Annotated in this window: 22 protein-coding genes; 5 read left to right on the forward strand and 17 right to left on the reverse strand. The window is 61.7% G+C overall.

Translation table 11 applies throughout. The features are described 5' to 3' along the window. Positions 1-4: 4 nt before the first annotated feature. From AO692_RS06495 to AO692_RS06550, 12 genes are all read right to left on the reverse strand, one after another. Positions 5-976, reverse strand: a complete 972-nt coding sequence (locus AO692_RS06495) for an ABC transporter permease (protein WP_054309202.1) — start codon at positions 974-976, stop codon at positions 5-7. Positions 977-1,022: 46 nt separating this feature from the next. Continuing rightward, positions 1,023-2,087: a substrate-binding domain-containing protein gene (locus AO692_RS06500; RefSeq protein ID WP_054309203.1), complete on the reverse strand. Its 1,065-nt coding sequence runs from the start codon at positions 2,085-2,087 to the stop codon at positions 1,023-1,025. Positions 2,088-2,148: 61 nt separating this feature from the next. Next, positions 2,149-3,210: a substrate-binding domain-containing protein gene (locus AO692_RS06505; RefSeq protein WP_054309204.1), complete on the reverse strand. Its 1,062-nt coding sequence runs from the start codon at positions 3,208-3,210 to the stop codon at positions 2,149-2,151. A 36-nt stretch (positions 3,211-3,246) separates the two neighbouring features. Then, positions 3,247-4,506 (reverse strand): M20/M25/M40 family metallo-hydrolase, encoded by a 1,260-nt coding sequence (locus AO692_RS06510; protein WP_054309205.1) that lies wholly within the window; start codon positions 4,504-4,506, stop codon positions 3,247-3,249. Further along, a complete protein-coding gene (locus AO692_RS06515; protein ID WP_054309206.1) occupies positions 4,506-5,720 on the reverse strand; it encodes an ROK family transcriptional regulator in 1,215 nt (404 codons plus the stop codon). Before AO692_RS06515 ends, AO692_RS06510 begins: the two co-directional genes overlap by 1 nt. A gap of 259 nt (positions 5,721-5,979) precedes the next feature. After that, complete coding sequence (locus AO692_RS06520; RefSeq protein ID WP_054309207.1) at positions 5,980-6,969, reverse strand: dipeptide ABC transporter ATP-binding protein; 990 nt, start codon at positions 6,967-6,969, stop codon at positions 5,980-5,982. 8 nt (positions 6,970-6,977) lie between these two features. Beyond that, complete coding sequence (locus tag AO692_RS06525; protein ID WP_054309208.1) at positions 6,978-7,934, reverse strand: ABC transporter ATP-binding protein; 957 nt, start codon at positions 7,932-7,934, stop codon at positions 6,978-6,980. Continuing rightward, positions 7,931-8,902 carry an ABC transporter permease gene (locus tag AO692_RS06530; protein ID WP_054309209.1) on the reverse strand — a complete coding sequence of 324 codons (972 nt, stop codon included), beginning with the start codon at positions 8,900-8,902 and terminating at the stop codon, positions 7,931-7,933. Before AO692_RS06530 ends, AO692_RS06525 begins: the two co-directional genes overlap by 4 nt. Then, positions 8,902-9,918: an ABC transporter permease gene (locus AO692_RS06535; protein ID WP_054309210.1), complete on the reverse strand. Its 1,017-nt coding sequence runs from the start codon at positions 9,916-9,918 to the stop codon at positions 8,902-8,904. Before AO692_RS06535 ends, AO692_RS06530 begins: the two co-directional genes overlap by 1 nt. A 23-nt stretch (positions 9,919-9,941) precedes the next feature. Beyond that, positions 9,942-11,603 (reverse strand): ABC transporter substrate-binding protein, encoded by a 1,662-nt coding sequence (locus AO692_RS06540; RefSeq protein WP_054309211.1) that lies wholly within the window; start codon positions 11,601-11,603, stop codon positions 9,942-9,944. A 16-nt stretch (positions 11,604-11,619) separates the two neighbouring features. Next, positions 11,620-12,525 (reverse strand): proline iminopeptidase-family hydrolase, encoded by a 906-nt coding sequence (locus AO692_RS06545; protein ID WP_054309212.1) that lies wholly within the window; start codon positions 12,523-12,525, stop codon positions 11,620-11,622. Between the two features lie 49 nt (positions 12,526-12,574). After that, positions 12,575-14,083, reverse strand: a complete 1,509-nt coding sequence (locus AO692_RS06550) for a leucyl aminopeptidase (protein ID WP_054309213.1) — start codon at positions 14,081-14,083, stop codon at positions 12,575-12,577. A gap of 273 nt (positions 14,084-14,356) precedes the next feature. Here AO692_RS06550 and AO692_RS06555 point away from each other — a divergent pair, with 273 nt between their 5' ends. Beyond that, positions 14,357-15,259, forward strand: a complete 903-nt coding sequence (locus AO692_RS06555) for a LysR family transcriptional regulator (RefSeq protein ID WP_054309214.1) — start codon at positions 14,357-14,359, stop codon at positions 15,257-15,259. A 13-nt stretch (positions 15,260-15,272) separates the two neighbouring features. Here the strand turns inward: AO692_RS06555 and AO692_RS06560 are convergent, their stop codons facing one another. Beyond that, on the reverse strand, positions 15,273-16,526 hold the full coding sequence (locus AO692_RS06560) for a flavin-dependent oxidoreductase (RefSeq protein ID WP_054309215.1): 1,254 nt from the start codon (positions 16,524-16,526) through the stop codon (positions 15,273-15,275). A gap of 111 nt (positions 16,527-16,637) precedes the next feature. Further along, on the reverse strand, positions 16,638-17,216 hold the full coding sequence (locus tag AO692_RS06565; RefSeq protein WP_054309216.1) for a TetR/AcrR family transcriptional regulator: 579 nt from the start codon (positions 17,214-17,216) through the stop codon (positions 16,638-16,640). Between the two features lie 196 nt (positions 17,217-17,412). On the opposite strand from AO692_RS06565, the gene AO692_RS06570 reads away from it, so the two are divergent. The 3 genes from AO692_RS06570 to AO692_RS06580 are packed head-to-tail and all read left to right on the forward strand — an operon-like array spanning position 17,413 to position 21,231. Continuing rightward, entirely contained in the window at positions 17,413-17,910 is a 498-nt protein-coding gene (locus AO692_RS06570; protein WP_054309217.1) for a (2Fe-2S)-binding protein, read from the forward strand. After that, a complete protein-coding gene (locus AO692_RS06575; protein WP_054309218.1) occupies positions 17,907-18,965 on the forward strand; it encodes a xanthine dehydrogenase family protein subunit M in 1,059 nt (352 codons plus the stop codon). Before AO692_RS06570 ends, AO692_RS06575 begins: the two co-directional genes overlap by 4 nt. Next, positions 18,955-21,231, forward strand: coding sequence for a xanthine dehydrogenase family protein molybdopterin-binding subunit (locus AO692_RS06580; RefSeq protein ID WP_054309219.1), 2,277 nt, complete (start codon positions 18,955-18,957; stop codon positions 21,229-21,231). Before AO692_RS06575 ends, AO692_RS06580 begins: the two co-directional genes overlap by 11 nt. Before the next feature lie 286 nt (positions 21,232-21,517). On the opposite strand, the gene AO692_RS06590 is transcribed toward AO692_RS06580, so the two are convergent. Further along, positions 21,518-22,420: a LysR family transcriptional regulator gene (locus tag AO692_RS06590; protein WP_054309221.1), complete on the reverse strand. Its 903-nt coding sequence runs from the start codon at positions 22,418-22,420 to the stop codon at positions 21,518-21,520. A 119-nt stretch (positions 22,421-22,539) separates the two neighbouring features. Between AO692_RS06590 and AO692_RS06595 the strand changes: the two genes are divergently transcribed. Further along, entirely contained in the window at positions 22,540-23,388 is an 849-nt protein-coding gene (locus AO692_RS06595; protein WP_054309222.1) for an alpha/beta fold hydrolase, read from the forward strand. Between the two features lie 72 nt (positions 23,389-23,460). Here AO692_RS06595 and AO692_RS06600 read toward each other — a convergent pair whose 3' ends face one another. Together AO692_RS06600 and AO692_RS06605 are read right to left on the reverse strand one after the other, a co-directional pair. After that, positions 23,461-24,081, reverse strand: a complete 621-nt coding sequence (locus AO692_RS06600; RefSeq protein ID WP_082407231.1) for a glutathione S-transferase family protein — start codon at positions 24,079-24,081, stop codon at positions 23,461-23,463. Next, the gene (locus tag AO692_RS06605) at positions 24,078-24,827 is read right to left on the reverse strand and encodes a GntR family transcriptional regulator (RefSeq protein WP_054309223.1); all 750 of its coding nucleotides are present in this window, start codon (positions 24,825-24,827) and stop codon (positions 24,078-24,080) included. The genes AO692_RS06600 and AO692_RS06605 overlap by 4 nt, the downstream gene beginning before the upstream one ends. Between the last annotated feature and the right edge of the window lie 112 nt (positions 24,828-24,939).

Consider the following 24,939-nt stretch of genomic DNA (forward strand, 5'->3'; position numbering starts at 1 on the left):
TCCTTCAGCGGGACTTTTCGCGCAGTGATACGGCGACGGCTGCCAGGATGATGAGGCCTCTGACGATCATCTGGTCGGAGACCGACAGGCCCATGAGGATGAGGCCGTTGTTGAGCATGCCCATCATCAGCGAGCCGACCAGCGCGCCGATGATCGAGCCTCTGCCGCCGTTCAGCAGCGTGCCGCCCACGATGACGGCGGCAATGACGGTCATCAGATCGGTTTCGCCGAGCGTATATTTGGCGGCCTGCAGGCGGCCGGCATAGAGCAGGCCGGCAAGGCCCGCGAGAGTGCCACTGATGGCCATGACAGCCAACCTGATGCGCGGCACGCTGATGCCGGATACGCTGGCAGCGCGAGCATTGTCGCCGGTCGCCAGAACATGGGCGCCGAAACGGGTCTCACGATAGATGATGTGGCCAATGGCGACGGCGATTGCCGTCCACCAGATCAGCGATGGGATGCCAAGGAAGACACCCGAGCCGAAGAAGCCGGTGAAGACACTGTCGGTGACCGGGATGGAACGCAGGTCCGTCATCGATCGCGATACACCCGCAAACAACCCCAGCGTCGCCAGGGTGACCAGGAAGGACGGCAGCTTGACATAGGCAACCAGCGCGCCATTGATCAGGCCGATCAGCAGGCCGGCACCGAGACCGGCCAGGACGCCTGCGACAAGACCATACTGGCCAAGTGTCACCGCTGCGGCCAAGGCAGCCACCGCGACTGTCGAACCGATCGAAAGGTCGATCTCCCCTGCCGACATGACGAAGACGAGGCCGATCGCCATGATCGTGGCCGGCGCGGTCTGCAGCACGATGTTGGAGAGGTTCCGGACCGTCAGGAACCCGCTGTCCTTCAGCACCACGGCGAAGAACAGGAAAATGGCCAGGAAGCCAAGATAGACGACATATTGCTGCAGGTTGAAGCGATTGGCCAAGCCTTGGCCGACAGCACTCGTATTGGCACTGGACATCATTCTTCCTCCGGAAAGGCAGGGGCAGCCAGCCCCTGCATCCTTGTTACTTCGTGGCTTCCGCGATGCTTTCGGGCATGGCCTTGTGAAGCGACTTCTTCCAGCCTTCGGCGACGGTCTCCTTGGTGACGGCAAGCGAGTCGACCACCAGGAAGGGCTCTGCCCCCCTACCAACCAGGGAGCCGGCCGCAGCACGCGCGACGGTGACGCCGATGTCGTAGGCTTCGTCGGCCACCAGCGCTGCGATGTTGCCGCCCTTGACCATATCGAGCGCAGCTGGTTCGTTGAGGTCCAGCGTAACGATCCTGGTGTGGGTGTTGCCAGCGTTGCGCAGCGTCGAAAGCACGCTGAGCGCAGGCTCCGCCCAGGTCACATAGATGCCGTCGAGATCCGGGTTCTGGGTGACCATCGCCTGGGCGATTTCCTCGGCGCGCGCCGGGTCGGCCATGCCGGCTTCCGCGACGATCTTCATATCAGGATAGTCTTTCTCGATCGTCGACTTGAAGGCGCCGTCACGCTGGTTGGTGACGTAGAAATCCGCGTCGTGGAAGATGTAGCCGACCTTGCCCTTCTTACCCAGCGCCTCGGCCATGGCGATGCCAGCCTTGTTGCCCATCTGGAACAGGTCGTCCGAAACGATGGTGACGTAGTCCTTGCCATGTTCGTAGCCGGCCGGCGAATTGTCGACGAAAGCCAGTTTGACGCCGGCAGCGCGTGCCGGGTCGTAGACGCTTGCCGCACTTGCCGGATCGACCGGCAACGAGACGATGATCGAAGGCTTCTTGGCCAGCACCGTCTCCACGTCGGCCTTCTGGCGGGCACCGTCGAAGCTGGCGTCCGTCTGGGCAACGACTTCGATGCCGAGGCGCTTGAACTCGTCCTGCGCACCGCGGTTCACCGCGTTGGTGTATTCGCTCATTTCGTGCCAGACCAGCGCGGCGGTGAACTTGCCGTCCCTGATCTTCTGTTCCTGTTCCTGGCTCAGCGTCATGCTGGCTGCCGGCGTCGGCTTTTCACCGTGCGGACCGGTGGTCACGCCGTCGGCGGCAAAAGCGGATGTCGCCGCCACCAGACCCGCAAACAGCGCGAAACTCTTGAATTTCATCGACATCGTTTCATCCCTTGTGAGGCGAGTTGAAGGACCCCGCGGCGTAAGCCGCAAGGCGACCGCGCTACTTCGCGGCGTCGAGCACCGTTTTCGGCGCGTCGCGATTGAGCGATTCCTTCCAGCCGTCGGCGACGTTTTCCTTCGTCACGGTCAGCGCAGGCGCAACCACGAAAGCCGGCGTCTGCTGACCCAGCAGCGATTTCATGCCGGCTGCGGCCATGGCCCGGCCAAGCTCGTAGGCCTTGTCGGCGACAAGTGCTGTGACATTGCCACCCTTGACCATGTCGAGCGCGACCGGCTCGGCAAGATCAAGCGTAACGATCTTGGTCTTTGCATTGCCGGCCGAGCGCAGCGCCGAAAGAACGCCGTCTGCGGGTTCGGCCCAGGTCACGTAGATGCCGTCGAGATCCGGGTTCTGAAGCAGCATCGCATTGGCAATCTCTTCGGCACGTGCCGGATCTGAAATACCCTTTTCGGCGACGATCTTGATGTCGGGATAGCTCTTCTCGATGGTGGTCTTGAACGCCTGGTCACGCTGGTTGGTCACGTAATAGGTGGCATCGTGGAAAATGTAGCCGACCTTGCCTTTGCTGCCGATCGCCTTGGCCAGCGCATCGGCCGCCTGCTTGCCCATCTGGAACAAGTCATCGGTGACGATCGAAGCGTAGTCGCCGCCCTGCTTGTAGCCGCTGGGCACATTGGAAAGGAACACCAGCCTGGTGCCGTCCTTCACCGCCTGACGGAATGCTTCGGCGGAGGTGACCGGATCGAGTGGCAGCGCCAGGATGACATTCGGCTTGGCAGCCAGCGCCGTTTCGATGTCACTGCGCTGGCGAGCCGCGTCAAAACCCGCATCCGTGGTCACCGCAATATCGACGCCGGCACGCGCGAATTCGTCCTTGGCACCTGCCGAGACTGCATTGGTGAAATCCGAAGAGGTATGCCAAAGCAGGGCTGCCTTGTAGCCCTTGCCTTTCAGCGCGCCGATATCGGCGTCGCTGAGCTTGACTTCGGCGCTCGGGGTAGCGGCTTCACCGGCAGGCCCGACCGTTTGCGCGAAGGTGGCGCCCGTCACCAGCGTCAGGCCGCCTGCCAGCGCAGTAGCCAATAGTTTCTTCAAGATCATTTCTTCCTCCCTTTGTTGTTCGTTAGAATTTCAGGATCATTCGAAGACGCCGCAGTAGCGGGCCATGAAGGCGGCAAAGCCGACCACGCCGGCCAGATATTCCTCGACGTCCACATGCTCCTCGTAGGTATGGCAGTTGCGGATGTCGCCCGGCGCGCAATAGACGGCGGGAATACCGAGCCGATTCACGAAAAACGGCTGTTCCGACCAGAACGGAGCACCTTCGACAATCCCACGCCCGGCCATGGCGGCGGCCATCTCAGCCGACAGCATGCGCACCTCCCGAGCCGTTTCATCGATCTCGGCTGCGGTGCCGCCGAGCGCATGATCTCGACCGGCCGGATAGGAGAACTCCACCTGGATTTCCGGATCGGTGATGGCGTCGCGCACGGCCTTCTTGATATCGGCGGCCGCCACGTCGAGGGATTCACCCGGCAGCAATTTGCGGATCAGCGACAACGAGCAGCGCTCCGGCACGGCGATGTAGCCACCACCGGTCAGACCGGTGATCAGCAGGAAGCTGCGTCCGACCAGCTTGTGTTCGGCACGCGCGGCGACCTCATCGGAGTGTTTCCAAAGCGCGGTCATCGCAGCGTGGCTGGCGCGCAGCGCGTCCTTGCCCAGTTCCGGCACGCCGAAATAGGCGGATTTGCCGGTGATCGCGATGTCGGTGATGAAGAAGCCGATCTGCGCCGGATAGACCGAAAGGCGGGTGGGTTCGACATAGACGGTGAAGTCCGGACGCTCCACTTCGCCCGCTTCGATGCGCGAGACGAAATGCTTGATGCCGGCGGACACGCCTGTGCCTGGCTGGCCGCTTTCCTCGTCGCCGATGAAGGCAAAGGCGACGTCGCCGGCCAGCTTGATCCCTGCCCTGTCCAGCAATGCAAGTGCCGCAAGAGATGCCGAAATGCCGGCCTTCAAGTCGCCGCTACCTCGCCCCCAGACCGCATCGTCAATCACGGGTGCGCCGAATGGGTCTTCGCGTTCCGTACCGGACCAATGTTCGCGCCAGCCATCGACATGGACCGTATCGGTATGACCGATGAACAGCAGGCGCTTGCCCTGCCCCGCTCCCTTGCGCTCCGCCCAGATGTTCGGGCGGCCAGGCAGGAATTCGGCCGTCTTCAAACCCGTCAGGCCGAGCGCATACATCTTGGCCTGAAGATAGGTGACGAAATTTGCCTCGTTGCCGGTGATGCTTTCCCGCTGCACGGCGCCCCGGAAAAGTGCCAGGGCCTCATCGCGATCGAGCGCGGCGCGCAGACGCCCGGTCAGATCATCCGCGATCGTCATCACACCGCCTCCCGAAGTGCCGCGCTCATATTGGCGGGCGGCAGTGAAATCCGGCCGTCGGGCGCATTGACCCCGAAGAGCGAGTTGTGGAGCTGACCAAGACCAATCGCCGCCGCGCCCACGATCGCCGCGCGCGATCCGAGCTCGCCGGTCTCGACATTGACCGGATAGGGGAAACAGAGCGGCAGCAAGGCTCTCACCCGCGCCAGCATTTCCGGACGCAGGCCGATCGACCCGCCGAGAATGACCTTTTCCGGGTTGGCGATGGCGGCAATGGCGGCGATGCCGCGGGTCAGATAGCGCGCGGTTTCGTCCAGAACGCTCAGCGCGGTCTCGTCCCCGGCGTCAGCCTTCTCGAAGATGCCCGGCACGCCAAGCCGCTCGCCGGAAAGAGCTGCATAGCGCTCGACGATGCCGTGTGAAGCGACAACGCGCTCGAAGGCACCGGTGCGCAGAGATTCCGCTTCGAAAGGGTCGGCGCCCATGGGCAGGAAACCCAGCTCGCCGGCGGCGTTGATGGCGCCGCGCACCAGATGGCCTCCGACCATCAGCCCGGAGCCGACGCCGGTGCCCAGCGCGATATAAGCGAGATTGTCGATGCCTTGTCCCTGGCCCAGCCAATTCTCGCCGAGAACGGCCAGGTTCACGTCATTCTCGAGCATCGTGTCGAAGCCGAAGCCGAGCTCGAATGCCGCGACCACGTCCATCGTGTCGAAGCCGGCGATGTTAGGCGCCATGAGCACACGGCCGGTCGCATTGTCCGGCGCACCTGGGACACCGATCACCGCCAGGCGGATCTTCTTGCGAGGAATTCCGCGGCGCGACGCCGCCTGGAACGCCAGCGCGACGATCTGGTCGACGATGTGCTGACCGCCACGCGGATCGGTCGGCACGGTGTCCTCCGCGAATATCTGGCAGGCAAGGTCGGTGATCGCCACCCGCACCTTGGTGCCACCAAGATCGACGGCAACGATGTAGGCGGCATCGTAGACCAGTTCATAGGTGACAGCCGTGCGCCCGACGTGGCCGCTCGTGCGCCCCGTCTCCTGTACCCAGCCATCCTGCTCCAGGGTGCGCACGATCTCCGAGATCGTCTGCTTGGAAAGTCCGGTCTGCTTGGCAATGGAAGCGCGCGAGATCGGCCCGCCCTGCACGACCGCCTCCATGACCGAGCGCTGTGAGAACCGTCGGGAAATGCGCAGGCTATCGCTCACAAAGGCCTCATTAATTCGTTCTGTTACCGAACTTATTATGCCAAAAGGGAGACGTCAATCGGGTTTCTCACGCGCCTTTCCACCTGCCCGAGAAGTCAAAACTTCAATAAAATCAATAGAATATTTTCAATCCAGGTGGACTTGGTATCGCGGATCACAAAACGACCCTGGGGCACGCATCCTAATTTGAACAAAGGCGCGGTGGTCGTTACGGCCGTTCACGATGCCCTTCGCTCATAAACCCGAACAGAGACCGGCCTCATTTAAGCGTTGGGAAATGACATGCGATCCTGCGACCGGAGCGATGTTCGGTGAGCGCAGGTCGTTCGACACGGCATTTGTCCACTGCAATCGGACATCTTGGATGGAACCGGCATCCGGATGGTGGGTTGAGCGGGCTCGGCACATCGCCTGTCAGGATGATGCGCCTGCGCTGCCCGCTCGGCGTCGTTTCCACCACCGGAACAGCCGAGATCAGTGCCTGGCTGTAGGGATGGGCAGGCGTTGCAAACAGCTCTTCCGCCGGACCTTCTTCGACGATCGAACCGAGATACATGACCGCAATGCGGGTCGAAACCTGGCGGACCACTGACAGATCGTGAGCGATGAAGATGTAGGTGAGCTTGAGCTTCTCCTGGAGATCGGCCAGCAGGTTGACGATCTGGGCCTGCACAGACACGTCGAGCGCCGAGACGGGTTCGTCCAGCACGACCAGGTCGGGGTTGAGCGCGATGGCGCGGGCGATGCCGACACGCTGCCGCTGACCGCCGGAGAATTCGTGCGGATAGCGCATCACGTGATCCGGCAGCAGCCCGACGAGGTCGAAGAGCTCGGCGACCCGCTTGGTGATTTCTCGAGAAGACAGTTTCGTGTGGATGCGCAGCGGCTCTGCGACGAGATCACCTACCCTGCGTCGCGGATTGAGCGAGGCCGACGGATCCTGGAAAACCATCTGCAGGCGCCGCCGGAAAGGCCTGAGTTCCGCCAGCGATTTCGCGGTGATGTCATCACCCTCGAAAAGCAACTGGCCGTCGGTAATGTCGTAGAGCCTGACAAGACAGCGCGCCAATGTTGACTTGCCGCATCCCGACTCCCCGACCAGTCCAACGGTTTCGCCATGCTGGACGGTCAGCGAAACGTTGTCGACGGCATGGACTGTTCGCCTGCCTTGCGACGAAAAGCGCGTGCCGATGGAGAACCGCTTGCTGAGTTCACGCGTTTCGAGAATTGGCCGGTCTTTTTCGATCATCTGCCCGCTCATGCCTGAACCCGGAAACACGCCGCGGCATGGTTGCCGTCGCCAAGAACAGGCTTGCCGGCCCGGCAAGGTTCGTAATTGACCGGACAACGCGGACCGAACGCGCACCCTTCGGGCAGGCGCAGCAGCGAGGGCGGCGAGCCCGGGATGGCCGGCAAGCGATGTGGCTTCTCGCCGGTGAGCGGCGGGATCGAGCCCAGCAGAGCGCGCGTGTAGGGGTGTTGTGGGTCGGAAAAGAGTTCGGTACGGCTGCCGCGCTCCACGACGCGCCCCGCATACATGACCATCACCCTGTCAGCGAGTTCCGAAACAACGCCCATGTCGTGGGTGATGAAGACGACAGCTGAATTATGCGTGGCGCGCAGCTTGCGCACGAGGTCGAGAATACCTGCTTGCACCGTCACGTCGAGAGCGGTTGTTGGTTCGTCCGCCACCAGCAGTGCCGGGTTGCACGACAGCGCCATTGCAATCACCGCCCTCTGCCGCATGCCTCCCGAAAGCTGGTGTGGATAGCGTGACATCGCTTCGCGCGGATTGGGGAAATTTACCTCCGCCAGCAATTCCTCCACACGCTCCAGCGCTTGTGACTTGCTGATGCGCTTGTGGGCGCGGATCTGTTCGGCTATCTGCCAGCCGATCGTGTAGACCGGCGTCAACGCCGTCATCGGATCCTGGAAGATCATGGCGATCTCGCTGCCGCGCAGGCGCCGGAGTTCCCGGGCAGGCAGTCCCACCAGCTCACGTTCCCTGTAGCGGATCGAACCTTCGATGACGGCATTGGGATCGGTGATCAGCCCCATGACTGCCAGCAGCGATACAGTCTTGCCGGAGCCGGATTCGCCGACGACACCCAGGATTTCGCCTTCCTTGAGGTCGAAGGAAACCCCGTCGATCGCCCGCACAAGACCTTCGTGTGTACGGAATGACACCCTGAGATCGCGCACCGACAGCATCATGATGTCCTCACGCGCGGATCGAGAAGGATGTAGACGAAATCCACTATCGCATTGGCTACGACAACGAACATCGAGGCATACATGACGGTTGCCATGATCATCGGCAGATCCAGGCTCTGCAGCGCATCATAAGTGAGCTTGCCGATGCCTTGCAGGCCGAAAACCACTTCTGTCAGCAGGGCCGACCCGCCGACCAGCGCGCCGAAATCCAGGCCGAACAAGGTGACGAAGGCGATAAGCGAAGTGCGCAACGCATGGCGCAGCAGGATGCGCGTTTCGGACAGGCCTTTGGCACGCGCGGTGCGGATATAGTCTTCCTGCATCGACTCGATGATTGCTGCCCGTAGCACACGACCGTAAATGCCGATGTAGAGGATGGCGAGCGTCACCCACGGGATCACCAGCGCAAGAAACCAGCCCTTCGGGTCGTCGGAGAAATTCTTGTAGCCAAGCGGCGGCACCCAGGAGAACAGCCAGGTGTCGTGATAGCGGCTCTGGGTGATGAGGTTCATGACCTCGCCCAGCCAGTAGACTGGCATGGAGATGCCAAGCAGCCCCAGCGCCATCAGCAGCTTGTCCACCCAGCTATCGCGCGTGGCGGCGGCAACAATGCCGATGATGATCGAGACCACCACCCACAGCACCGCCGCCCCAAAGACAAGCGACAGCGTCACGGGGATCGAATCCAGCACGGCCGGCACGACTTTCCACCCGCGATTGACGAAGGAGGTCAGGTCGCCTGTGACGAAGATCTTCTTCATCATCAGCCCGTACTGCACATAGAGCGGACGGTCGAAACCGAAATTGTGCCGCACCGCTTCAAGCACTTCAGGCGATGCGTTGCGGCCGGCGATGCGGGCTGCCGGATCGGAACCCGGCGTTGCGAAGAAGATCAGGAACACGATGACCGAGATGCCGAACATCACGAACAACATCTGACCGAAGCGGCGCAGGATTGCGTAGATCATCAGTCGCGTCCCAGCCGAACTTTGGATCGGGGGTCGAGCGCGTCGCGCAGGCCGTCACCGAAGACATTGAGCGCCATGACGGAAATGGCGATCGCGATGCCAGGCGCCAGGGCTACGATCGGGCGCGTGTAGAGCAAGGCCTGCCCGTCTTGGATGATGGTGCCCCAGCTTGCAGCCGGCGGCTGCACGCCGATCGACAGGAAGGACAGCGCCGATTCCGTCAGCATGTTGAGCGCCATCATCAGCGGTACGAAGACGATCAGGGTCGTTGTGATGTTGGGCAGGATGTCACGCCACAGGATGCGCGAACCGGGAACGCCCAGGTTGATGGCAGCCAGCACGAATTCGCTGTTGCGAAGTGAGAGAACCTGGCCGCGAATAGGGCGTGCCACATAGGGCACGTAGACGATGCCGATGATGATGATCGGCAGCCAGAGACTTCCGGATTCGATGATGATCGGCCCGATCGTGATCCCTTGCGCGATCATGACGATCGAAAGCGAGATCGCCAGAAGATAGATCGGAAAGGCCCACAATATGTCGAGGAGCCGCGACAGCACGGTGTCGGTGACGCCTCCGAAGTAACCGGCGACCAGACCGGTCGTCGTCCCGAGAAGCAGCGTCAGCACGGTCGCCACTGCGGAGATCAGGAGCGAGTTGAGCCCTCCGTAAAGCATGCGGGCCATGACGTCGCGGCCCTGATTGTCCGCGCCGAGGAAATAATTGCCGAGCCGCCACGTCGGGCCGAGAGGGGTGTAGCCCAACCCCAGCCCTTCCGTGGACTGCTCCATCACGGGAACGTCCTGCCCGTCGATGGTGATGATCGCATCGAGTGTCGACACGAAAGGGTCGACGCCGGCCCAGCGCGCATAGAGCGGCGCGCTGAGGCAGGCGATCACGATGAGGACGAAGACGGTCAAGGCCGCCATGGCGGCCTTGTTTCCCGTCAGTTTCGCAAAAGCGAGGGCCCAGGGCCCCCGCGTCTTGCGCGGCACGGCTACGACGTCGCTCGACATGAAGGTAACCCGTCAGTGCAACGTCACTGTACCCAGGCCTGGGTCACGATCCAGTAGAACTGGGCGTTGAACTTGAAGTTGCCGAGACGCTTGCTGACGAAGTCGACATGCTTGGGCGTGAACAGCGGCACCGCAGCAGCCTTGTCGGTGACCGCCTTGTCGATTTCCGCCCACATCTTGTCGGCGGCCTGCTGGTCCGTCACGCCCTGTTCCAATGCCTTCTGCATCTTGGCGTCGATGTCCTTGTCGCAGAAGCCGGAGATGTTGATCGAGGCATCCGAACCTTCGCGGAAGGACGCGCAGCTGAACAGAATGTTCAGGAAGTTCGATGCGGCCGGATAGTCCTGATACCATTGGCTGACCGACATCTGCACCTTGTTGTTGGTGTTCTGGATGTAGGTGAACTGGATGTTGCTGGAGATCGGCTTGACGTCGGCGACATAACCAATGCTGGTCAGCACGCTCTGCAGGTAGACGCCGATCGACCGGGACACGGCGGTATCTTCGACGATGACGGTGACCTTCTGGCCCTTGGTTCCGGATTCCTCGACCAGTTGCTTGGCCTTGTCGAGATCAACGGCCGACCACTTCGCACCCGGGTTCTTGGTGAAGGGGCAATAGTCCTCATGGCCGGGGAAGTCCGGCGGAAGCACCTGACATACCGGCGTGGCCAGCACCTTGCCGCCAAAAAGGTTGACTAGCGTGTTGCGATCGACCGCGTAGGCGACGGCTTGGCGCGCCTTTTCGTTGTCGAACGGCGCCAGCCGCGTGTTCAGCGGTGCATACCACCACGCCGTCAGCGGCGAGATGTGAACCTGATCCATGTATTTGGTGCCCAGTTCCACCAGCCGGTCGGTCGGCGGCTGATCGAACATCCAGTCGGCCTCGCCCTTCTGGATCGCCGTCACGGCGGCCTCCTCGGTCAGGCCGAAGTCATATTGCACCACGTCCGGATAGCCGTCGGGCTGGGCTTCCTCGCTCCACTGCTGGAAATGCGGATTGCGCACCATCGTCATGCCCTTGTTCGGATCGTAGGCCGAGATCGTGTAGGCTCCGGTACCCGGAATGGGGTTGGAACCGACATCTTCCGTCGGCGTGTCGGCCGGCAGGATCACCGCATGCGGCATGGCCAGCTTGTCGATGAACTCGGCGTCCGGCTTGGCAATGTTGATCGTTATCGTGTTGGTGGCTTCGTCGGCGCTAACGCCGCCCTCCAGCGTGCAGCTCTTGGTGTCTGCGAGGCATTTGTCGGCCCCGACAATGCCGGCATAGAAGGTACCGGAGGTTGGGCCGGACACCTTGAAGATGCGCTGGTACGACGCCACCACGTCCTTGACCGTGACGTCCTGGCCGTTGGAGAACTTGATGCCCTTGCGCAGCTTGAAGGTGAAGGTCTTGCCGTCATTGCTCACCGTCGGCATATCCTCGGCGAGGTCCGCGACGATCTTGAAACCGTCCTTGCCATCCGCCTTGCGGAAGGCGACGAGACCGTCATAGAGCGGCTGGAAGATCTGCCAGTATTGCAGCGTGTAATTGATATGCGGGTCGAGCGTGCCGGCGGCCGAGCGCGCCAGCAGCCGCATGGTGCCGCCCCGATGTTCCTTCAGATATTCCGCATTTGCCGGCGCCTGCCATGTGCAGGTCAACAAGGCCGCGGCAGCTGCCGCCAAAAGCAATTTCTTCATTCTTGTTCCCCTTTTTTCAGTTGTCGTTTTGATCCAGGAATGCACCAACCACCCGCATGCATTCTTCTTGCTCTTCCACATGCGGCATGTGGCTGGAATGTTCGAATATCTGCCAACGCGATCCCTTGATGCCGTCCTTGTAGGGCTGCACGGTCGCGGGCGTGGCCTCGTCGTGACGCCCGGAGATGATCAGCGTCGGAACCTCCACGAGAGGCAGGCGATCGATCACGCTCCAGTTTTTCAGCGTGCCGATGACGTGGAATTCGTTCGGACCGTTCATCACGTTGTAGACGGTGGGATTGCGCGCCACCTGGTCGAAGGTTTCAACCACTTCCGGTGGGAAAGGCACCACGCGGCAGACATGCCGTTCATAGAAGACCATGGTCGCCTGCTGGTATTCAGGATCGTCGGTCGTGCCGGCATTTTCGTGCCGGGTCAGCGTTTCCTGAACATCCTTGGGAAGGTCGGCGCGCAGGCGATTGGCTTCCTCGACCCACAGCTTCATCGATGCCGGTGAATTGGCGATCGTCAGCGTTTTCAGACCTTTCGGCTGCAGCACCGCATATTCGGCGCCCAGCATGCCGCCCCAGCTCTGGCCAAGCACGTGGAAGCCTGCCCGGATGCCGAGATGGTCGACAAGGTTCTCGAGCTCGTCGATGAAGAGTTGCGGCGTCCAGAAATCGGCGCCTTTCTCGGGCAGCAATGTCGAGTTGCCGCAGCCCAACTGGTCGTAGTGGATGACGGCGCGCCCATCGCGCGCAAGCAGTTTGTAGGCATCGACATAGTTATGCGCGACGCCTGGACCGCCATGCAGGATCACCACCGGAGGTTTCTTGCCGTCAAGTTCGCCGCTTATCCGGTACCAGGTCTCATAACCCTTGAAACCTGCACGCCCTTCTTTACCGACGATCCCAGACGACATTCCGTTTTCCTACCCTTGTTGAACCAGCCCGAGCGCCTGATGCGGACCATCAAGCCCTTCCGGCGCGAACCCATTCCTCCAGCATCTGGACACCGAAAGCCGTAGCACCCTGACGACCGAGCGGGCCGTCGGTTTCGGCCAGTTCCTTGCCGGCGATATCGAGGTGAACCCAGGCGCAATCCTCGGTGAAATGGCGCAGGAACGCCGCCGCATAGGGCGCGTCGCCATCTTCCATGTCCTTGGCGTGATGCCTCAGATCGGCAAAAGGCGACTGCAGTCCTTCGTCATAGGCACGGTCGAGCGGCAGACGCCAGAAGCGCTCGCCAACCGTTTCGCCAGCCGCGATCATCTGCGCAGCGATGGCATCGTCGGTGCTGAACAGGCCGGCGAAGATGGAGCCGAGACCGCGCATCACCGAGTAGGTCAGGGTTGCCAGGTCGACCATTGCCGCAGGCTTGAAGCGTGTCGCCGTGTAGTAGAGGCAGTCCGCCAGAAGCAGGCGCCCTTCGGCATCGGTATCGAACACTTCAACGGTTTGTCCGGAAGCCGTCGTGATGATCTCACGCGGCTTGAGCGCGGTGCCCGAAGGCAGGTTCTCGGCAATGCCCAGCACTCCGACCGCATGCACCGGGCTGCCCTGCCGCGCGAGTGCCAGCATCAGGCCGCATACGGCTGCGGCGCCGGCCATATCGGCCTTCATATCAAACATCTGCGCGCCGCCCTTGATGCAAAGGCCGCCGGAATCGAAACAGACGCCCTTACCGACGAAGGCGAGCGGATGTGCATCCGCGTTCTTGCCGCGATACTGCAGAACCGCCACCTTGGGTGCGCGAACAGAGCCTGCCCCGACGGCCAGAAGCGCGTTCATGCCGAGTTTCTTGAGTTGTGCCGCGTCCAGGACTTCGACCTCGATACCGGCCTGGCGCAATGGCTCGAGATGATCGGCGAAACTCTCGGGGTGGAGATGGTTCGGCGGCAGGTTGACGAGGGTCCGCGCATATTCCACGCCGTCGGCAATGGCGACCGTGCGGATGAGTTCGGCGTTCAGCTCTACCTTGTTGGCTGTCACCAGGCGAACGCGCCAGGCTTGATCAGCGGCAGCTTTGGGACGCTTGTTGCGCAGGTCGAACCGATACCGTCGGAGCCGCATGCCGAGCGCGACGCGCGCCAGGACCTCGGCCTCGGTCAGATGAAGGCCGGCGACGGCATCGAAAACGAGCGTGGCCTCGTTCTCGCCCTTGCCTTCCAGATGAGCTGCCAGCGCGCCGCCGGCGCGTGTCAGAGACAGTGCGGTCATCCCATCCGCCTTGCCCGACGCCAGCACAATTACACGCCGTGCGTTCATCCCTTGAGGCGGGACAAGATCGAAGCAGGTGCCGTTTTCGGTCAAGGCATTGAAGCCCGAACAGGCCCGGGATATCATCCCTCCCATCTCGGCATCCAATGTCGCGGCTCCAGTGCCCAGGTCACCTTCGGCAACCTGCAGGACCACAATGACAGGGGCATCCGCGGGGAGTTTGTCCGTCGTTTCAAAGACCGGCACTGGCGACTGCGGCATCAGGCGGGCATCTCCTCCAAATCGTCGTGGCCTGGAGAGAGCGCAATCGCCGTGAAATGCCCGAAACGTGCTACTGTGCACGATGCGAACTCTTCATTTGCGAAGTTGCGTCCGTCGATGATGACGGAATGCTGCCAAAGCCCCGAATAGTCGTGTTCTCATGACGACTTAGTTGTTCTTGATCCTTCGGTATCGCTGACAACGCAGGCGTTCAAACGTCAATTTTGTCCTTGTCGATTGACAAAAACTCAGCTGAGAACTCATGATCGGGCAATGGCCCTGCCCTCACTCAATGGCATGCGCGCTTTCGAGGCAGCCGCACGCCTCGGCAGCATCAAGGATGCCGCGGAAGAATTGCATCTGACGGCATCGGCGGTCAGCCGCCATATCCGCACGCTTGAGAAAAATCTTGGCCAGGATCTGTTCGAGCGTGGCTTTCGTCAGGTGACGCTGACGACCAGGGGCTCCTATTACGCCCGCAATCTCTCTGAGGCCTTCGAGGCCATATGGCGCGCCACGGAGGATGTCAGCTTTATTGACGGCACCCGCCGCGACAAGGCTCATCGTCTGCGGGTCTTGTGCGTACCTCCCGTGTTGAATCTCTGGTTGGCGGATCGCCTGCCAGGGTTTCGGCGGGAGCATCCATCGGTTGACCTGGAGATCCTGACGTCGGGCAAGCGCACCAATTTCGATTTGGCCATCGTCGACGAGTTCGACTACAAGGCCGGCCCGGCGCTGACACTGCTCATCCCGCTGTTGCTGACACCAGTCTGTGCCCCCTCGCTGCTCGAAGGTCCTATCCCCCTGCGTTCACCGGCGGACCTGATCAACCATCACCTGATCCATGAGTGCGAGACCAACAGGTGGAAGCGTTGGCTCGAGCAGGAGGGGGTGTTTGAAACGATGCCGAAATCCAGCACCGTCCTGGACGACTGCGCACTCATCATGCGCGAGGCCATGAATGGCGGCGGGATAGCGCTTGCCGACACGATGATGGCCCAGGACCTGTTACAGCAAGGCAAGCTCATCGCCCCCTTCAGCGCTCGTCATACCTATCCGGCGGGTATCTACCTGTATCAGCGGCGCAGCATAGGCAACAAACAGGGCGCCGCCCTGTTCCACACCTGGCTGCTGGAGGAGGTCGCCGAACATAAAAGAGTCATGGCGATCGACTAGCAAGGAATAGTCGCTAGCCGCTTCCGTTGCGATTGACCTGTTCCCTGGCAAAGCCAGCCATCGTCGCATAGCCGCGCACGATGGCTTCGCGCTCCTTGTGGCTCGCCACCCGCTCTATATCGTCGAAGCCATCCGGTGCACGCATTTCCACCATGTCGATGACCCCCTCGGGGCCACCCTTGCGGTTTGCCAGCACAATCTCGCTGGTCGCGGCACGGCGTTCCCCGTCATAGGCGCTCAACGCCTCCTGGATCGATGCGGCCGTGCTCAAGTGCCTGGCCAGGCAACTCGCATCGAGAATTGCCTGGCTGGCACCATTTGAGCCCACCGGATACATCGGGTGAGCGGCGTCGCCGAGCAAGCTCACTCGGCCGAATGACCAGCGCGGCACCGGGTCACGGTCGCAGTTGGGATATTCATAGAAGCTCCCGGTCGCCTCGATCAGACTGACCGGATCGATGAAGCCAAGCCGGAATTTATCACGCACGAAGGTCAGTGTTTCTTCGAGGTTTCCAGGTCGGTTCCAGTCTCCCCGTCCCGGCGGCGTCTTATCCGTGTTCGTACGCGCCATGACGGCCCAGTTGGTCAGACGCCTGTCGGGTTTCGCGGGATCGGCATGGATCGGATAGAATACGAATTTGGATATGTTGCTGCCCGCAATGACCATCGTGCGGCCGTCCTGGTAGACAGGCCAATCGATCGCGCCTCTCCATATCATGATGCCGCTCCAGATCGGTTGTCCTTGATCGGGATAGAGGGTGGAGCGCACTCTGGAGTGGATGCCGTCCGCGCCAATCAGCGCATCACCGTCCGCTTCAATCGACCCTGAGCCGTCGGTTTGATCGAACCGCGCCACCACTCGATCCCCTTGCTCCCGGAAACCAACCAGCTTGTGATCGAGATGGACACGCGCAGGCCCCAATCGCTCCATCGTCGCCTGGAACAGCACCTGAAGCAGCTTGCCGCGATGGATGCTCAGCTGCGGCGTATCGTAACCTGCGTCCAAACCCCGCAATTCCTGCCAGACGGTCTGGCCAAAGCGGTTGGCATAAATCAGTTCGCGGGTCCTTATGCCTGTCTCATCCAGAGCAGGAAGAAGGCCAAGTGCGGCCAGTTCCTTGACGGCATGCGGCAACATGTTGATGCCGACACCGAGTTCGCGCACTGACGGGGCCTGTTCGAACACTTCTGCATCGATACCCGCCGCATGCAGGCGAAGTGCCGTTGCCAGCCCACCGATGCCACCACCCACGACCAGGATTTTCATTCGCGCCTCTCTCGATTTGAGTTCGGCCCCCTGCCCTATCGTGCCTTGTGAGGTGCTCCTCCTCGGTTCATGACCCAGCAAGCATCTTGCGACACCGGACCGACACCTGCCTCAGCGCTTGCGCAACCCGTCGACAAAGACATCGACAAGACGAAGCGCAGTGGGCTGCCATCCCGCAGTGCCTTGCGAATAGAAGATGCCAACCAGGGTCCGCAACAGATCTTCCGGCGAAATGTCGGACCGAAGTTCGCCAGCCGCAACCCCACGATCAAGCAAGAGGCCAATAGAATTCGTCAACCGATCGAAGGAATAGGCCTTGAGTTCGGAGGAGCCGTGCGCCACGAGCTGAAGCCCTTCGATCATTCCTTTCTTGGTAGCGACGAGACGGACATTGGCGTGCAGCCATGTGCGCAGCGCTTCGACCGGCTCAGCGTCCCTCACCAGCCGTTCGGCGAGATCTCCAAGCTGATCAACCTCATGCCGGTAGACCGCCTCGAACAAGGCTTCGCGCGTCGGGAAATGACGATAGAGCGTGCCGATGCCAACGCCAGCCTGCCTTGCCACCGCTTCCAGGCTGGCTTGCGGGCCACCCGCGCTGAATATCTGCGTCGCCGTTTCGAGCAAAAGCTCCCGGTTGCGAACTGAATCCGCGCGCGGTTTTCTCCTTGCCTTTTCGATCTTCGGTTCCATTTTCTCCAACGGGACATATTCCCCCTTGATAAACGGAGGCACCCTCCGTATATAGTAATGCAGATCGGGACATTGCACAAAGGCAATCTCGGTCAGGGTCAACGGACCGTTTCGCACCAGATCTTTCCGCGCGCCCGCATCCTTCGCCGCTGGACAGCGGCTTCCATATATCACGATCACTGAATGGAGTACCGCGATGTCACTCTCCATCAGCCTCACCATAAATGGTCAAGCGCGCACGGTTGTGCTCGACGACCCGCGTGTGACGCTGCTCGACCTTTTGCGCGAGAGGCTCGGATTGCCAGGCACCAAGAAAGGTTGCGACCGCGGCCAATGCGGGGCCTGCACCGTGCTTGTCGATGGGCGGCGCATCAATTCGTGCCTGGCATTGGCTGCAAGCCTCGACGGAGCCGAGGTCACCACAATCGAAGGGCTCGCCGAGGGCGAAACACTGCATCCGGTCCAGGCAGCCTTCATAGAGCATGACGGCTTCCAATGCGGCTACTGCACGCCCGGGCAGATCATGAGCGCGGTCGGCCTCATCAAGGAAGGCCATGCGGAAGGCGATCCGGAACGCATCCGCGAACTGATGAGCGGCAACATCTGCCGCTGTGGCGCATATCAGGGCATCACCGAAGCGATCCTGGAAGCTCAGAAGGTGGTGACCGAAGGCAATCGGAGGGACGCAGCATGAACCGTTTCGACTATATACGCCCGGCCAGCGTGCCCGAGGCGGTCGCTGCCGCAGCCGTTCCAGGGTCGACCTATCTCGCCGCCGGCACCAACCTGCTCGACCTGATGAAAGTGGGCACCATGCGGCCCGAGCGTGTCATCGACATCACGCGACTGCCAGGCCTCGATCATATCGAATGGCTGGCGGATGGCAGCGTACGGATTGGCGCCATGGTCCGCAATTCCGATCTTGCCTATGACGCACGCTTCGCGCGGACCTTCCCGGCCGTGGCGGAAGCCCTGCTTTCGGGCGCTTCGGCGCAATTGCGCAATGCCGCGACTGTCGGTGGCAACCTGATGCAGCGCACGCGCTGCGCCTATTTCCATGACCTGGCCAGCGCCTGCAACCGGCGGATGGCTGGATCGGGCTGCGATGCGCGCGACGGTGAAAACCGCCTCCACGCCGTGCTTGGCTGGAGCGAGCATTGCATTGCCACTCATCCTTCCGACTTCTGCGTGCCGCTGGTGGCGCTGGATGCGGTGGCCGAAGTCGAAGGTCCGCACGGCGCCCGCGATATTCCGGTCGACCTGCTGCACGCCCTGCCCGGCGCGACGCCGGAACGGGAAACCGCGCTGGCGCCAGGCGAACTCATCGTTGCGCTCAGGCTGCCGTCGGAAGCCGCGAGCTTTTCGGGTAATGCCCGTTATCTGAAACTGCGTGAACGCACCTCCTACGCCTTTGCCGTGGTTTCGGCCGCGGCAGCATTGGAGATCGAAGGTGGCCTGATCCGCAAGGCACGCATCGCACTCGGCGGCGTTGCCGCCAAACCCTGGCGAGCGCGCGAAGCGGAAGCGGCTTTGGTGGATATGCCTGCATCGACCGAAGCCTTCACAAAGGCGGCCGAACTGGCGCTCGCCGATGCGCTTCCGTCCGGCGACAATGCCTTCAAAATCGAGCTGGCGCGCCGCATCGTCGTGCGCGCCTTGAACCTCGCACTGGAGGGAACGCCCGAGGTCATGCCCGCACTGCCGGCCTCGCCCTTCTCCACAACAGCTGGAGCAACCCATGTCGCCTGAGATCGCTTCCCGAACCACCCAACCCCGCCGCCACGGATCGAATTCCGGCCAGCCGCTGACGCGCCGCGATGGCGTGCTCAAGGTGACCGGCCGCGCAACCTATGCCGCCGACAACCATCCGGAAGGCATGCTTTATGCTGTGACCGCCATCAGCCGCATCGCACGCGGACGCGTCACGGCACTCGACGTTACCGCTGCCAAGGCGCATCCCGGCGTCGTCGAAATCCTCACTCCAGCCAATCGGCCACCGCTGTCGCATGATCCGGAGGAGAAGATGCTGCCTTTCGGCTTCCGTGTGGAGGTGCTGCAGAACGACGGCGTGCGCTATGTCGGCCAGCCGATCGCGCTGGTCATCGCCGAGACGCTGGAGGCGGCAACAGAAGGAGCAGCCCTGCTCAACCCGCAATATGAAGTCGCCGATGCCCGCACAAATCTCTCGAATGGCGACCGTTTCGACACCGCTTCCGTCGGCATCGGCATGCCGGCGCGCACGGCCCATGGCGATATCGCGGTGGGGCTGGCTGCCGCCACTCACGTGATCGAGGCGGATTATGTGACGCCCGCGCAATATCACAATGCGATGGAACCCCATGCAGTGGTGGCTGAATGGGACGGCGACCGGGTTACGCTCGACATGCCAAACCAGGCCATGGCGCTGAGCTGCGCATCCTATGCCGCTTATTTCGGGATCCCGGCCGAGAACGTGCTGATCCGCTCGCCCTTCCTGGGCGGCGGTTTCGGCTCGAAAGCCATCCTCAACGGGCCGCAGATATTGGCTATTCTTGCCGCACGCCTGCTCAAGCGACCGGTGAAGCTGGCACTCACCCGGGCACAGATGTACGGCCCGGTCGGGCATCGCGGCCACACCTGGCAAAAGCTGCGCATCGGCACGGACAGTAACGGGCGCCTTACCGCCCTGCACCACCATGCCCTTTGCGCCACTTCCAGCTTCGACGAGTTCCTCGAGGCGGCGGCAAATGCCTCGCTGCCGCTCTACGAAAGCCCCGCCATCCTTGTGGAGCATGAAGGACTGAGGCTCGACACCGGCACACCGGGGCCGATGCGTGCGCCCGGCGAAGCCTCCGGGTCGGCGACGCTCGAAGTCGCGATGGACGAGGCCGCGGTCGCCTGCGGCATGGATCCGCTTGAGTTCAGGCTGGCCAACTATGCCGAAACCGAACCCGGTACGGGCAGGCCTTTTTCATCCAAGGCACTTCGGGAATGCTACTCGGAAGGCGCCAAACGCTTCGGCTGGGCCGGCCGGCCGATCGAACCGCGGCAAATGCGCGACGAGAACGGTTTCCTCGTCGGCTGGGGCATGGGCACAGCCGTTTTCCATTGCCCGCATTTCCCTGCTGAAGCGCGTGCTACCCTGCGCGCCGACGGCACGGCACTGGTGGAAACGGCCGGCGCCGACATGGGACAAGGGGCCTGGACGGCACTCGCGCAGATCGCGGCGGAGGCGCTCGGTCTCGATCCCGATCAGGTCGAGTTCCATTCCGGTGTATCGAGCCTGCCCGACGGCGGTATCGCCGGCGGCTCCGGCCACACAGCGAGTGCGGGCCTGGCGCTGAACAATGCGGGCGAGGATGCGATCGCCAAGCTCGCGGCACTCGCCACTGCCGATCCCGCATCTCCGCTTTTCGGCGCCGGCAATATCGGTGTGGTGGCCCGGTCCGGCCGGCTTCACAGGCTTGACGATGACGGTCGCAGCGAAAGCTACGTCGAGATCCTTGCCCGCGCCGGTCAGGCCGAGGTGATTGGGACAGCCAAGGCGGCACGCGATCAGGAAGCTGCGGCGGCGCATGCGATGTTCTCCCATGGCGCCGTCTTCGCCGAGGTGAAGGTCGACCCCGATCTCGGACAGATCCGTGCGACGCGCCTGGTCGGCGCTTTCGCGGCAGGCCGCGTGATCAATCCCCGGCTCGTGCGCAGCCAGTATTTCGGCGGCATGATCTGGGGGGCATCCTTCGCCCTGCACGAGGAAGCAATAACCGACCACAGGACCGGCAGGATCATGAATGCCGACCTTGCCGAGTATCATATACCGGTCAATGCGGACGTGCCTTCGCTGGATGCGATCCTGATCGAGGAGAATGACCCGTACGTCAATCCGCTCGGCATCAAAGGCGTCGGCGAGATCGGCATCACCGGCACCGTAGGCGCGGTTGCCAACGCTGTGTGGCATGCCACGGGCGTTCGCGTACGGCGATTCCCGATCCGCATCGAAGATCTCATCATCGGTTGGGACACTTCCCGAAAATAGGGCGGTCCTGAAAAGACAACCCAAAGCCGCTACCGCATACAATCGAGACATCCAATGCAACAAATCGTCGTTACGACAGGAAACAGCATACCGCCGCCGGCATGCCGTCAACCAACCGAAGCGTTCATGTCCGAGGCGGACAGGCTGCACGGCAGGATCGGCCATCTCCTTCGAACATCTCCAGCGAATGAGCACATCATGCTGCTTCGCCTCGATGAGCTGTTATCGAATGCGGTCATGGAACTGAGTGGAAGAAAGGCAAACTGGAAGTAGAGGAACTCCACCGTCACACGCCGCGAAGATCGGAGGAGCAGAGCCTGATGTGCTCCCAAAGACGGGTAGCCACAGGGCCATGCGGGCGGTCGCGTCGACGCGCCGCGACCAACTCAACTTCGACGCCTGGAAAATGATCTCCGGCGATCGACAAGAGGCGTCCGCTTCGCAGTTCCTCTTCGATCATGAAACGCGGCAGATGCCCCCAGGCCATGCCGCGTAGGATGATCTCCTTCTTCATCAGATGGTCGCCCACCGTGCACTGCGGAGCGCCCTCCACGACATAGAAGTTCGCCTTCTGCGCGGTTCGAGCCGTGTCACGGATGATGCATTGGGTGAGCCCACGCATCTGTTGCGGCGTGACCGGACCCGAAAGCGGAAACGGCAGGAAATCCAGGGCGACCACCGGCACGAACGATACGGTACCAAGATCGATCCATTCCAGCCGCGGATCGGTTTTTTCAACCCAGTGCAGGATGAGATCCGCCTCATCCTCGAAAAGCCGTTCCCATGGGCCGCCAATCGTTTCGAAATGCAGGTCCAGGCGTGTGTTCGGACAGGTTGCGAAAAAGCCGCTCAGCAGCCCGAGACCTTCATTCAGCGGACAGGTATCGCCGATGACGACGCGCAGATGCGTCTCTTCACCCATCGCCAGCTGTCGTGCATGCAGCCTGAGCGTCTCCATCTCGGAAAGCAGCGACTGCGCCTTGCGATGAAACGAACGACCGGCATCGGTGAGCGTGACGCGATAGCCGCTGCGATCGAGCAAGGCGACCGCGAGGCTGTCCTCCAGCTTGGCGACAGCGGCGAAGACCGCGGCATGAGAGCGGTTCAGCAATAAGGCTGCTCCCTGGAAACCGCCTTCGCGGACCACGGCATCGAAGCACTGTATTTCCTGAAGCGTAAACGGACTCATTGTTGATTTTAATTACAAAGACATTCGAATCTTTTCAATATTTATAGAAATTGAGTGGCGCTAGCTTCGCACGATCCCCAGCCGCAACGCTGGAAACACAAGAAAGAGATGGTGCCTCAATGACCAACACTTCCGCTCTACGAGCCGATATCAACCATGAAGAGCCCGCCAGCCTATCGACCTTCACCACCGGTGACGGCGTGAGGATCGCCTACAGGGCAGACGGGACGGTCGGCGCGCCGGCGCTGATCCTGGCCAATTCCATCGCCACCACTTTGCATATGTGGGACGGCCAGATCCCTGAACTGTCAAAATACTTCCGGGTCATCCGCTATGACTATCGCGGCCATGGCGGCTCTGACGTACCGGCCGGCGCTTATTCGGTCGGCCGGCTTGGCCGCGACGTGCTGGAGCTGATGGACCATCTCGGTATCGAGCACGCGCATTTTCTGGGCTTGTCTCTCGGCGGTTTCATTGGTCAATGGCTGGCCATCCATGCGCCGGAGCGCATCGACCGGCTGGTGCTTGCCAACACCGCCCCACACCTTGGGCCTGCCGACTATTTCGACACCGCCATCCGCGAAGTTCTCGCGGCCGAAGACATGAAGGATACCGCTGAAGGCTTCCTGCATAACTGGTTTCCCTTGGCGATGGTCGAGGCGAACGGACCGATCGTCCACAGGTTCCGGCAGGATCTGCTCGACACACCGCGTCAAGGATTGGCCGGCCTTTTCGCGGCGGTACGCGATGCCGACCTGCGCCGGACCATCGCCCTCATTCAGAGCCCTACCCTGGTCATCGGCGGCGAGTTCGACACGGTGACGTCCTATGCCATGAGCGAGGCCATCGCGGCCGGCATCCCCGGAGCGCGGCTCAAAGGCTTTCCCGCCGTTCACCTTACCAACATCGAATTTCCGAAAGAATTCGTCGAAGAGGTCCTGGCGTTCCTGAAATCGGACCAGGCCTGACGACTGCGATGCAAGCGGCGCGGCTCAAGCCGCGCCGCTTTAACTTGCAGGTCCTTCGTGCCCCGAATGCGTTTAGGTATGAGGTAACGTCGCCATCATCGACGGGCGCTCCGAAACCTTGCTGAACCACTGGGCGAGCTGCGGGCGTGCACTTCTCCAGTCCTTGTCGGCAAAACGGAAGTCGAGATAACCCAGCGCGCAGGCAGCAGCGATCGCGCCAGCATGGAAATCGACGGATATCTCAGAGAACCATTTGCTCTCCAGAGCATCGAGACCTGAGTCGATCTTTTCCATTTGACCGCGATACCAGTCGACCCAGAAGAATTCCTTTGGGCGCAGAACCGATTCGTAACGGCACAGAAGCGCTGCATCGAGAACGGAATCAGCCAACGCTTCCAAGGTAAGCACAGGGAAGCGACGCGCGCCTTGCGGATAGAGTGAGCCCGAGCTTGATGCGAGCGAGTCCACATAGGCGCAAATGACACGGCTGTCGAACACCGGAGTGTCATCTTCCAGCAGCGCGCACGGGACCTTGCCGGAGGCGTTGTGGCGAACGATGCTTTCGTCCCGCTTCACCGGCCAGGCGGCCGATGGCAATTTCTCGATTTCGGAGGCAAGGCCCCGCTCATGGGCGCAAACCATGACCTTGCGTACGAAAGGAGAAGCGGGAGAGAAAAAAAGTCTGATCGTCATGCTGCAGGCCTCCGGTGTCGTCTGCGGGTACGGGTTTTGCTTGAGAGCGCATCGGCGGTCGGGACACGGAGAAAATCCTCCGGATACTCCTCCAACTGCGTATGCAGGTGCTCGAGCGCGAAGGTGATGTGCTCGCGCATGATGGCGGCGGCGCGCTCGCCCTGCCCTTTGGCCAAGGCGCGGGCAATGCGGTGATGATCGTCGTGCGAGCGGCGGATGACGTAGAAATCACGCCACATGATCACCCGGTCCGAAGCGAGCGGCACATTGTGCAAGCTTTCCACGAAAGTCTTTATCCAGGGATTGGCGGCAAGCTCCATGATTGCGGTGTGGAAGCCGACATTCATGCGCCGGTAGGGCACGAGATTCTCAGGCGAAAGCGAACCTGGCGACAGTAGCCGGTCTCCTTCTTCGACGAGCTCGAACAGAAGTTGCTCGGCTGCTTCCGACATGTTGGAGGCAGCCAGGCGGCAGGCTGTCGCCTCCAACTCTGCCCTGACCTGAAACGCGCCAGCAACATCGGAAAATGAGAACTCGCGGACATAGAAGCCGCGATTGTTTTCGTAGGAGACGAGACCGCTCTGGGTCAGCGCCGTCAGTGCCGTCCGCAATGGCGTGCGGGAGATCCCCAGCATGTCGGCGAGTTTGTCCTGATGCAGTTTTTCGCCCGGGCGCAGATCCCCGCTGAGGATCGCCTCGCGGATGCGTTCGGTGACGAATTCAGGGCTCGTGTGGGCATCTGTCAAAGGCGGCTCCTCCGTGCAGTGGCGCACATAATGTATCCAAAATTGTCATTTTGCACGATTTTTGTTTGCGGAAATGCCAATAATGTGTTCATTGTCGCCCACCCAAGAGGGA

The organism is Mesorhizobium sp. 1M-11 (assembly GCF_001303895.1).
In the GTDB taxonomy this organism is placed as follows: domain Bacteria; phylum Pseudomonadota; class Alphaproteobacteria; order Rhizobiales; family Rhizobiaceae; genus Mesorhizobium.